8 protein-coding genes are annotated in these 11104 nt (G+C 72.2%); 7 read left to right on the top strand and 1 reads right to left on the bottom strand.

Annotated features, from left to right (window positions below; all coding sequences use genetic code 11):
* Positions 1-203: 203 nt before the first annotated feature.
* From LUU90_RS26315 to LUU90_RS26290, 6 genes are all read left to right on the top strand, one after another.
* Positions 204-950 (top strand): IclR family transcriptional regulator, encoded by a 747-nt coding sequence (locus LUU90_RS26315; RefSeq protein WP_275007316.1) that lies wholly within the window; start codon positions 204-206, stop codon positions 948-950.
* Positions 951-1064: 114 nt separating this feature from the next.
* Positions 1065-2651 carry a malate synthase A gene (aceB, locus tag LUU90_RS26310; protein WP_275007314.1) on the top strand — a complete coding sequence of 529 codons (1587 nt, stop codon included), beginning with the start codon at positions 1065-1067 and terminating at the stop codon, positions 2649-2651.
* Positions 2652-2753: 102 nt separating this feature from the next.
* Positions 2754-4229 carry an FAD-linked oxidase C-terminal domain-containing protein gene (locus LUU90_RS26305; protein WP_275007312.1) on the top strand — a complete coding sequence of 492 codons (1476 nt, stop codon included), beginning with the start codon at positions 2754-2756 and terminating at the stop codon, positions 4227-4229.
* Positions 4229-5524, top strand: a complete 1296-nt coding sequence (locus tag LUU90_RS26300) for an FAD-binding oxidoreductase (RefSeq protein WP_275007311.1) — start codon at positions 4229-4231, stop codon at positions 5522-5524. Before LUU90_RS26305 ends, LUU90_RS26300 begins: the two co-directional genes overlap by 1 nt.
* Positions 5524-6861, top strand: coding sequence for a glycolate oxidase subunit GlcF (glcF, locus tag LUU90_RS26295; protein ID WP_275007309.1), 1338 nt, complete (start codon positions 5524-5526; stop codon positions 6859-6861). Before LUU90_RS26300 ends, glcF begins: the two co-directional genes overlap by 1 nt.
* A gap of 120 nt (positions 6862-6981) precedes the next feature.
* Positions 6982-8799 (top strand): L-lactate permease, encoded by a 1818-nt coding sequence (locus LUU90_RS26290; protein WP_275007307.1) that lies wholly within the window; start codon positions 6982-6984, stop codon positions 8797-8799.
* A gap of 21 nt (positions 8800-8820) precedes the next feature.
* Here LUU90_RS26290 and LUU90_RS26285 read toward each other — a convergent pair whose 3' ends face one another.
* Entirely contained in the window at positions 8821-10365 is a 1545-nt protein-coding gene (locus tag LUU90_RS26285; RefSeq protein WP_275007305.1) for a hypothetical protein, read from the bottom strand.
* Between LUU90_RS26285 and LUU90_RS26280 the strand changes: the two genes are divergently transcribed.
* The coding region (locus LUU90_RS26280; RefSeq protein ID WP_275007304.1) for a hypothetical protein at positions 10330-11104 on the top strand (775 nt) is incomplete at its 3' end. The genes LUU90_RS26285 and LUU90_RS26280 overlap by 36 nt on opposite strands.

Below are 11104 nucleotides of genomic sequence, written 5' to 3'. Positions count from 1 at the left end.
TCCGACCGCCCGGATCCGACCGCCCGGATCCGACCGCCCGGATCCGACCGCCCGGACCGGACCGCCCGGACCGGACCGCCCGGATCGGACAGCCCACCCCGAAGTTGTTGCACGGGCCTAGCCCGCAGGGCTGGTCGTTCCGCCTTGTGGAATGCTGTTTCCATTGGCCGATAGGTCCGGCGTTTTCGGATGGGGAGTGACACGTGGCAGAGCCCGGTGTGCAGTCGGTCGAGCGAGCGCTCGATCTGCTCGAAATTCTGGCAGAGCTCGGCGGTGATGCCGGCTTGAGCGAGCTGTCGGAACAGTCCGGCCTGCCGCTGCCGACCATCCATCGTCTGATGCGCACCCTTGTCGCCCGCGGTTATGCCCGCCGGCTGCCCTCGCGTCGTTACGCGCTCGGCGCGCGGATGATCCGCCTGGGCGAGTCAGCCGGTCGTCAGCTGGGCGCAGGGGCACGGCGGCACCTGGCGCGCGTGGCGCGCGAGCTCGGTGAGACGGCGAACCTTGCGATGCTCGACGGCGAGATGGCGGTGTACGTGGCGCAGGCGGCGTCGTCGCACTCGATGCGCATGTTTACGGAGGTGGGACGGCGCGTGCACCTGCACAGCACCGGCGTCGGCAAAGCGCTGCTCGGTGAGCTGCCCGACGCGGCGGTCCAGGACATCGCAGCGCGCGCCGGTCTGCCTCCGGCGACCGACCGGACGATCACCGACGTCGACGGCCTCCTCGCCGCACTGGCCGAGATCCGCGAACGCGGCTACGCCGTCGACGACGGTGAGCAGGAGATCGGCGTGCGGTGCTTCGCGGTGCTCGTTCCCGGTGCGCCCGTGCCGACGGCGCTGTCGGTGTCCGGTCCTGCGGCGCGGGTGTCCTTCGAGTTCGGGGAGCGGGCGGTGCCGGTGCTCCACGACGTGGCGCGCGATGTCGGTGCGGAGCTGTCCGGAGGCTGACCGCCACGTTGACCGGGCGCGGTCGGGCACCTACTGTTTTCGCTAGGAAGTATTTGGTTTCCGTATCGCGGAATAACGCGACTCGAGCCAAGCCACTCGACCGAGGGAAGACACGTGGACACTCCGGACGGCCTCACGATCACCGGCGACATCGCACCCCGCGCGGAGGAGGTGCTCACGCCACGCGCGCTGGAGCTGGTCGTCGCCCTGCACCGCGCGCTGGACGACCGACGGCTCGAGCTCCTCGAGGCCCGGAAGCGACGGGTCGAGGACCTGGCCGCCGGGGGGACGCTGGACTTCCTGCCCGAGACCAGGCACATCCGGGAGGACCCGACATGGCGCGTCGCTCCGCCGGCGCCCGGTATCGAGGACCGCCGGTGCGAGATCACGGGCCCCACCGACCGCAAGATGACCATCAACGCGCTGAACTCCGGCGCCAAGGCGTGGCTCGCGGACCACGAGGACGCGAACACCCCGCAGTGGAGCGCGGTGGTAGGCGGTCAGCTCAACCTGCTCGACGCGATCAACCGCACCATCGACTTCACCGGCGAGAACGGCAAGCACTACGCGCTGAATCCGGACGAGGAGCTGGCCACGATCATCGTGCGGCCGCGCGGCTGGCACCTGCCGGAGAAGCACGTCCTGGTGGACGGCCGCCCGGTGTCGGGCAGCCTGGTGGACTTCGCGCTCTACCTCGCGACCGCCGGCCTGCGGCAGATCGAGAAGGGTCAGGGACCCTACTTCTACCTGCCGAAGATGGAGTCGCACCTGGAGGCACGGCTCTGGAACGACACCTTCGTGCTGGCCCAGGACTTCCTCGGCATCCCGCAGGGCACCATCCGGGCCACCGTGCTCATCGAGACGTACCCGGCGGCGTTCGAGATGGAGGAGATCCTTTACGAGCTCCGGGAGCACAGCTCCGGCCTGAACGCCGGTCGCTGGGACTTCATGTTCTCGGTGATCAAGTCGTTCCGGACCCGCGGCACGGAGTTCATGCTGCCTGACCGGAACGCCGTCACCATGACTGTGCCGTTCATGCGCGCCTACACCGAGCTGCTGGTCAAGACCTGTCACACCCGGGGCGCGCACGCCATCGGAGGCATGGCCGCGTTCATCCCGAGCCGCGACGAGGCGGTCAACGAGGCCGCGTTCGCCAAGGTTCGTGACGACAAGACCCGCGAGGCGAACGACGGGTTCGACGGGTCGTGGGTGGCACACCCCGGCATGGTGGAGCTCTGCAAGGAGGTCTTCACGTCGGTGCTGGGCGACAAGCCGAACCAGATCGACCGGACGCGCGAGGAGGTGCGGGTCACCGCGGCACAGCTGCTCGATGTCGCGAGTACGCCCGGCGACGTCACCGAGGCCGGCCTGCGGAACAACATCTCTGTGGGCATCCAGTACCTCAAGGCGTGGCTCGGCGGCCTGGGCGCCGTCGCGATCTTCAACCTCATGGAGGACGCCGCCACCGCCGAGATCTCCCGGTCGCAGGTGTGGCAGTGGCTGCACAACGACGTGACGCTCGCCGACACCGGCCACCAGGTCACGCGCAAGCTGATCGACCGGATCGTCGAGGAGGAGATCGCCAAGCTGCCCGGCGACGCGGCAGACTACGAGGAGGCGAAGCAGACGTTCCTCGAGGTGGCGGTGGCCGACGAGTACGCGGACTTCCTCACGCTCCCGGCTTACGAGCGAATGCCCTGACATGCCGCGTTGAGTGCTGGCTATCTGTGCCTCGGGATGCCTCTCGAGCACAGATAGCCAGCACTCAACGAAGAGGTGCTGGCTTGCGACGAGGAGGTTGCCATGGCCGGGAGTCCATCGACGGCGCTGGACGTCGTCATTGCCGAGCTGATCGCCGAGCTCGGCAGCGAGCGAGTGATCACCGACCGGCAGCGCCGTCGCACCTACGAGTGCGACGGGCTGGCGGCGTACCGGGTGGTTCCGGGCGTGGTGGTCCTGGCGCAGAGCCCGGCCGACGTCGCGGCGTCGGTCCGGGCCTGCGCGCGGCACACGGTGCCGTTCGTCGCGCGGGGTTCGGGTACCGGACTGTCGGGCGGGGCGCTGCCGCACTCCGAGGGAGTGCTCGTGGTCATGTCGCAGATGCGCACGATCCGGGAGGCCGACGTCGAGAACCAGCGCGCCGTCGTCGACCCCGGGGTGATCAACCTGCAGCTCACCGCGGCGACCAGCCCGGACGGCTACTACTTCGCTCCCGATCCCTCCAGCCAGTCCGTGTGTTCGATCGGCGGCAACGTCGCCGAGAACTCCGGCGGCGCCCACTGCCTGAAGTACGGCTTCACCACCAACCACGTCACCGGTGTGGACCTGGTGACACCCGCCGGCGAGCAGGTGGAGATCGGCGGCAAGGCGCCGGACCCGCCCGGGTACGACCTGCTCGGCGCTCTGGTGGGCAGCGAGGGAACACTCGGCATCGTCACCGCTGCCACCGTGCGGCTGACGCGTCTGCCCCAGGAGGTCCGGACCCTGCTCGCGGCCTTTCGCTCCATGGACGACGCCGGAGCCGCGACCTCTGCGATCATCGCCGCCGGGGTGATCCCCGCCGCCATCGAGATGATGGACGCCCTGGCCATCGAGGCCGCCGAGGCGGCGGTGCACTGCGACTACCCGGCCGGTGCGGGTGCGGTCCTCGTGGTCGAGCTGGACGGGCCGTCGGCCGACGTCGCGGGGGAGTTCGACGACGTGGTGCGCCTGTGCGAGGAGGCGGGCTCGTTCGAGGTGCGCGTCGCGGCCGACGACGACGAGCGCGCCCTGATCTGGAAGGGGCGCAAGTCCGCCTTCGCCGCGGTCGGCCGGATCAGCCCGGACTACATCGTCCAGGACGGCGTGATCCCTCGGACGGCGCTGCCCCTGGTGCTGCGCCAGATCGCCGCGCTCGGCAAGAGTGCGGGCGTGCGGGTCGCGAACGTCTTCCACGCCGGCGACGGCAACCTGCACCCCCTTGTGCTGTTCGACGGCTCGGTCGATGGCGCCGTCGAGCGGGCCGAGGCGGTGGCGGGCGGCATCCTCGACCTGTGCCTGGAGCACGGTGGCTCCATCACCGGCGAGCACGGCGTGGGTGCGGACAAGGCCAAGCACATGCCGCGGATGTTCACGCCTGATGACCTGGAGACCATGCAGGCGGTGCGCTGCGCCTTCGATCCCGAGGGCATCTCCAACCCGGGCAAGGTGTTCCCGACGCCGCGGCTGTGCGGAGAGCAGCCGGGCCGGCACCGGGGTGCGCACCCGCTGGCGGAGTCCGGCGTGGCGGAGGTCTTCTGATGGCCGACCTGCAGCGGCTCGAGGACGCGCTGAGGCAGGACGGCGGCCAGGTCAGGGCCGCAGGGCCGGAGGACGCGGTGGACGGTGTGCCGGCGACGGCGGTCGCTCGGCCGACGTCCGTGGCCGGGGTGGCCGCAGCGCTGCGCGAGGCGACCGCCCAGGGACTGGCCACCGTGGCTCGTGGCGCCGGGACGACCCTGGACTGGGGCGCGCCGCCCGAGCGCGTCGACCTAATCCTGGACACCACCGGCCTGGACCGGCTCGTGGAGCACGGTTCGGGCGACCTGGTGGTGGTGGCCGAGGCGGGGCTACCTGTCGCGACCCTGGCGGAGACCGTCCGCGCCGCGGCGCAGGAGCTGGTGGTGGACCTGCCGCCGGAGCGGCTCGCCGCCGGCTCCACCGTGGGCGGGGCGCTGTCGACGGGTGCGTCCGGGCCGCGCCGCCTGCAGCGCGGCGGGATCCGCGACCTGGTCCTCGGGGCGACCGTCGTGCTCGCTGACGGCACCGTCGCGTCGTCGGGTGGCAAGGTCGTCAAGAACGTCGCCGGATACGACCTGGCCAAGCTGCTGACCGGTGCGTACGGCACCCTCGGCATCGTGGTCCGGGCTGCGTTCCGGCTGCACCCCGTCCGGCCGGACCAGGCGTTCGTCGTCGCCACCGGCCCGTCGGCCGACGTCGCGGCGCGTGCCCGCGACGTCGTCGCGTCGCAGCTCGCGCCTGCCGCCGTGGAGATCGACCGGCCCGCGGGGAGCGACGTCGCCTGGGTGGCCGTGCTGCTGGAGGGCACCGGGGGCGCCGTCGGACAGCGGGCTGCCGCCGCCGCTGAGCTGCTGGGCGGACGGGTCCAGGGTGATCCGCCCGGGTGGTGGGCGGCGTTGCCGGGGGTCTCGACAGGCTCGACCCGGAGTGCGGAGGGCTCGACCGGCGGTGGCGGAGACGTCACCTATGCCAAAGCGACCGCCACGCTCACCGGGGTGACCGACCTGCTGGCGGCGGCCCGGGACGCCGAGCAGCGGTACGGCGTCGGCGTGGCGCTCCGGGGGAGTGCCGCCGGGGTGCTGCACGCGATGGTGACGGGGCCTCCGGAGGCGACCGCGTCCGCCGTCGGGCACCTGCGGGGTGCCGCGCCCAGCCCGCGCGAGGGAACCGTCACCGTGCTGCGGGCGTCGCGCGAGGTGCGTGCGGCGCTCGATGTCTGGGGGCCCGTGGGCGGGCTCGACCTCATGCGTGCGATCAAACGCCGGCTCGATCCGGGGCGCAACGTCGCGCCCGGCCGATTCGTGGGAGGCATCTGATGACCGAGGCGAAGCCGGACCTGCTGGGCTCGTTCGACGGGACGGGGGCCTTCGACGAGCACCACCCGCCGGCCCGCGAGCTCGTGGACGACTGCGTGCACTGCGGGTTCTGCCTGCCCGCCTGTCCCACGTACTCGCTGTGGGGCGAGGAGATGGACTCGCCGCGCGGGCGGATCTACCTGATGAAGGAGGGGCTCGAGGGCGAGCCGATGTCGCCGTCGCTGGTGCAGCACGTCGACGCGTGCCTGGGCTGTATGGCGTGCGTGACGGCGTGCCCGTCCGGGGTGCAGTACGACAAGCTGGTCGAGGCGACGCGGCAGCAGGTCGAACGGCGTGGCGCCGAGCACCGGACGCGGGGGCAGCGGCTGCTGCGGTCGGCGATCTTCGCGCTGTTCCCCCGGCCCGAGCGGCTACGGCTGGTCCGGCCGTTCCTCGCGCTGTACCAGCGCACCGGTCTGTCGCGGTTGGTGCGGCCCGTGCTGGCCCGGCTGTCGCCGACGCTGGCGACGATGGAGGCCATCGCGCCGCCGGTGGGCCCGCGGGTCCCCGTGCCGGCTCTCGTGCCCGCGGTCGGCGCGAAGCGGATGACCGTCGGGATGCTGCTCGGCTGCGTGCAGCGGGAGTTCTACCCCGGGGTCAACGCCGCGACGGCGCGGGTGCTCGCCGCGGAGGGGTGCGAGGTCGTCGTGCCGCCCGACCAGGGGTGCTGCGGCGCGCTGTCCGTGCACGCCGGGCGGGAGGCGGAAGGGCTCGACTACGCGCGGGCGCTCATCGACACGTTCTCGGGTGCGGGCGTGGAGCGGATCGTGGCGAACTCGGCGGGGTGCGGTTCCACGATGAAGGACTACGCGGACCTGCTGGCGGACGACCCGGACTACGCCGAGCGCGCAGTGGCCTTTGCGGCCAGGACCCGCGACATCTCGGAGGTGCTGGCGGAGCTGGAGCCGGTGGCGACACGGCATCCGCTGCCGATGACCGTCGCGTACCACGACGCCTGCCACCTGCGGCACGCCCAGGGTGTGAAGGCACAGCCGCGTGCGGTGCTCGCGACGATCCCGGGACTGGTGGTGAAGGAGATCGCCGACGGCGACATGTGCTGCGGGTCGGCGGGCATCTACAACCTGACCAACCCCGAGCCGGCGCGCGAGCTGGGCGACCGGAAGGCCGCGAACGTCGCGGCGACGGGTGCGGAGGTTCTGGTCACGTCCAACCCGGGATGCCTGTTGCAGATCACTGACGCGCTGCGACGGCAGGGCCGGGAGATGCCGACGGCGCACATGGTGCTGGTGCTGGACGCATCGCTGCGCGGCGCCGGACCGGAGGCGCTGCGCGGGTGATTCCAGGTACTCCCGCTCGCCGGGGGTAACTGCTACGTTTGTCGGCACGTGGAGTGATAATTCCGACATGCGAAATTGCCAGCGAACCCGACCCGGCAGCGTGGCCGGACTGGAGTCACCATGGACAACCTCGGCGTCCTCGCCCTGCTCGCCCTCCTCCCGATCCTCGTCGTAGGAACCCTGCTGCTCGGCTTGCGCTGGCCCGCCCGGACGGCGATGCCCGTCGGCCTCGCGGTGGTCGTGGTCATCGCCCTGTTCGCCTGGAAGATGTCACTCGTCGCGGTCAGCGCGTCCATCGTGCAGGGGCTGCTGATCGCCGTCGGGCTGCTCTGGATCATCTTCGGCGCGCTGCTCATGCTGGAGACCCTGACCAAGAGCGGCGCGTTGCAGACGATCCGCGCCGGCTTCACGACGATCAGCCCGGACCGCCGGGTGCAGGTGATCATCGTCGCCTGGCTGTTCGGGTCGTTCATCGAGGGCGCCGCCGGTTTCGGCACACCCGCCGCCGTCGTCGCGCCACTGCTGCTGGCCCTCGGCTTCCCTGCGGCGGCCGCCGTCATGGCGGGGCTCATCATCCAGTCCACCCCGGTGAGCTTCGGCGCCGTCGGGACACCGATGCTGACCGGGCTCGGGACCGGCCTGGCGGACACCTCCGGAGCACTGGCGCCCGAGGTCCAGGCACGGGCCGACGTGCTCGGCCTGGACCACCTGGGCTTCGTCGCCCACACCGCCACGCAGGTGGCGACCATCCACGCGATCGTCGGCATCCTCGTGCCGCTCATCCTGGTCACCCTGATGTGCGGCTTCTACGGCGAGAAGCGGTCGTTCCGCTCGGGTCTCGCCGTCGCGCCGTTCGCGGTCTACGCGGCGCTCGCGATGATCGTGCCCTACGTGACGGTGGCCTACCTGCTCGGGCCGGAGTTCCCGGCGATGCTCGGCGGGTTCCTCGGGCTGGTGCTCGTGATGTTCACCTCCTCCAAGGGCTTCCTCATGCCCAAGGACGTGTGGGACTTCCCGCCGCGGGACCGCTGGAGCGATCGTTGGATGGGCACCGTCGACCCCACGAAGGAAGCGGCCACGCTCACGCGCAACATGTCGATGGTCCGGGCCTGGTCGCCGTACGTGATCGTCGCGGCACTGTTGCTCGTCACCCGGAACGTCCCGGCCATCAAGGAGTTCCTGACAGGGCCGGCAGTGATCCCGGTGGAGAACATCTTCGGCACCGGGATCAGCCAGAACATGGAGCTCCTGTACTCGCCGGGCGCCATCTTCCTGCTCGTGTGCCTCATCACCTACGCGCTGCACGGCATGAAGGGCGAGCAGATCAGGGCCTCGTGGCGGGTGGCGGGTGGACAGCTCGGCGGCGCGGCGTTCGCGCTGCTGTGTGCGGTGCCGCTGGTGCGGATCTTCATCAACTCAGGGCCCGACTTCAACGCGGTCGGCCTCGACTCGATGCCGGTCACCGTGGCACAGGCCGCCGCCGACCTCGCCGGGCAGGGCTGGCCCCTCGTGTCCCCGTTCATCGGTGCGCTCGGTGCGTTCGTCGCCGGCTCCAACACCGTGTCCAACATGATGTTCTCGCTGTTCCAGTTCAACACCGGGCTGGGTATCGGCGCGTCGTCGCCGGAGACGGTGGCCGCCCTGCAGGCCGTGGGCGGCGCCGCGGGCAACATGGTGGCCGTGCACAACGTGGTCGCCGCAGCGGCGACGGTCGGCCTGCTCGGACGCGAGGGCGACCTGATCCGCAAGACGATCCTGCCGATGACCTACTACTGCCTCGCGGCGGGCGGGATCGGGTACCTGTGGATCTTCGGGTTCGCGTTCAACGCCGGGATGGTCGTGCTGCTCGTCGTGATCGCCGCCCTGACGCTGACGGCGATGCGGATGCTCCGCAAGCCCGACGCCCTCAACCCGGAGGTCCTGCCCGTACGGGTGTGACCTCGTTGCCGGCCGCGCACGTCACAGCCTTTCGACCCCAGGAGACGGCCGCCCGCATGGGAGAATGAGCGGGCATCTGTCATCGAAGGGAACACCGTGAACGAAACGCCCCGTGACCAGGGGAACGACCGCGAGGGCGACCGCCGAGGCGAGCGCACGAGCGGCAGTCGCAACGAAGGCCGGGGGCCGCGTCGCGACGACCGCGGCGGGGAGCGCGGTGGTGACCGGGGCCGCCGGTTCGACGGCCCTCGTGGCAGTGACGGCCCTCGCCGCGACGACCGTGGCGCCGACCGCCCGCGCCGACCGTACGAGGACCGGGGTACCGACCGTCCCCGCCGTGACGACCGCGGCACCGACCGTCCCCGTCAGGACGACCGGGGCGCCGCCGACCGCGCGCCCCGCCGCAGTGACGACGACCGGCCGCGCCGTTCCTACGGTGACCGGGACAACCGTGGCGACCGGGACAACCGGGGTGGCCGCGACGACCGCGGCGCACGCACCGACCGGCCGTACCGCGGGAACGACGGCGACCGGCCGCGCCGCAGCTTCGAGGACCGGGACAACCGCGGCGGAGACCGACCGGTACGCCGCGACGGTGAGCGCCCCGTGCGTCGGGAGCACGACCGCCCGCAGCGTCGCGAGGACGACCGCCCGACACGCCGGGACGACGGCCCGCGTCGTTCCTTCGGTGACCGTGACGACCGTCCGCGTCGCGCGTTCGAGGACCGTGGCGCGAGCCGCCCGGCACGTCGCGACGACGGTCCGCGCCGTTCGTTCGAGGACCGGGGCACCGACCGTCCGGCACGTCGGGATGACGGTCCCCGTCGCTCGTTCGAGGACAGGGGCGCCGATCGCCCCGCGCGCCGCGACGACGGCCCGCGCCGTTCTTTCGGTGACCGTGACGACCGTCCGCGTCGCAGCTTTGAGGACCGCAGCGCCGGCCGCCCCCCACGCCGGGACGACGACCGTCCCGCGCGTCGCGAGGACGACCGGCCCCGCCGCTCGTTCGAGGACCGGGGCACCGACCGTCCGCGTCGTGACGACCGGGGCACCGATCGTCCGGCACGCGGGGGCGACGCACCACGCCGTTCCTTCGGCGACCGGGACGACCGTCCGCGCCGCAGCTTCGAGGACCGGGGCACCGACCGCCCGCGCCGTGACGACCGCCCCCGTGGCGACGACCGTCCCCGTCGTACCGATGGCGACCGCCCGGTCCGCCGCGACGACCGGGGTGCCGATCGTCCGGCGCGTCGCGACGACGCTCCGCGCCGCTCGTTCGGCGACCGGGACGACCGCGGCGCCCGCGACAGCCGTGGCCGCGACGACCGAGGCGCTCGCCCGGTCCGTGCGAACAGCAGCGATCGTCCGGCGCGCCGTGACGACCGTGGCGCCGACCGTCCGCGCCGTTCGTTCGACGACCGCGACGACCGGGCGCGCCCGGCAGCTCGCGACGAGCGCATGGAGCGCGCGCCGCGCCTCCCCGAGCCGGAGATCGCCGAGGGCGTCACGTTCAGCCAGCTCGACCGTGACGTGCGCTCGCGCCTGCGCGGGCTGAGCAAGGACCACGCCGAGTACGTCGGCCTGCACCTGCTGATGGCCGGGAGCCTGATCGACGTCGACCCCGAGCGCGCCTACGAGCACGCCCAGGCGGCGCTGCGCGGCGCCGGGCGGATCGACATCGTGCGTGAGGCCGCAGGCCTGACGGCGTACCACACCAACCGGTTCGCTGAGGCGCTGCGCGAGCTGCGCACCGTCCGCCGGCTGAACGGCTCGTCGGAGCACCTGCCGATCATGGCGGACGCCGAGCGCGGCCTCGGTCGTCCGGAACGTGCCCTGGCGCTCGCCGCTTCGGAGGAGGCCGCGTCGCTCGACGCGACCGGCCGGGTGGAGCTCGCCATCGTGGCGAGCGGCGCCCGTTCCGACCTGGGCGAGCATGACGCAGCGCTCGCGGTGCTCGACAAGATCGCCCCGGAGGACGCCACGGGCGACTCGGGGCTCAGGGTCGTGCAGGCGCGCGCTCTGGCACTCGAGGCCGCCGGCCGGACCGACGAGGCGGCCGCGGTGCTGGCCTCGGTCGACAGCAAGGCGCTCGAACGGGCCATCGGCGCGGAGGCACCCGACGAGGACATCACTGTGTTCGACGTCGAGGAGGACGCTGCGCTCGCCGAGGAGGAGTACGCGGCCGAGCACCCCGAGGAGCTCGCGAAGGACACGTCCGACGACGAGGGCGACGCGTCCGCGGGCTCGGCTGATTCGGCTGACTCGGCTGATTCGGCGGACTCGGCGGATTCGGCTGATTCGGCGG

This window comes from Promicromonospora iranensis (assembly GCF_028994775.1).
In the GTDB taxonomy this organism is placed as follows: Bacteria; Actinomycetota; Actinomycetes; order Actinomycetales; family Cellulomonadaceae; genus Promicromonospora; species Promicromonospora iranensis_A.
Note: the sequence above shows the minus strand (reverse complement) of the source record. Positions and strands in the feature narration are given on the sequence as shown.

Excerpts from the sequence above, each read along its gene's own strand:
- LUU90_RS26305 (WP_275007312.1), top strand. The coding sequence starts at position 2,754 with ATGGCCGGGAGTCCATCGACGGCGCTGGACGTCGTCATTGCCGAGCTG.
- LUU90_RS26300 (WP_275007311.1), top strand. The coding sequence starts at position 4,229 with ATGGCCGACCTGCAGCGGCTCGAGGACGCGCTGAGGCAGGACGGCGGC.
- glcF (WP_275007309.1), top strand. The coding sequence starts at position 5,524 with ATGACCGAGGCGAAGCCGGACCTGCTGGGCTCGTTCGACGGGACGGGG.
- LUU90_RS26290 (WP_275007307.1), top strand. The coding sequence starts at position 6,982 with ATGGACAACCTCGGCGTCCTCGCCCTGCTCGCCCTCCTCCCGATCCTC.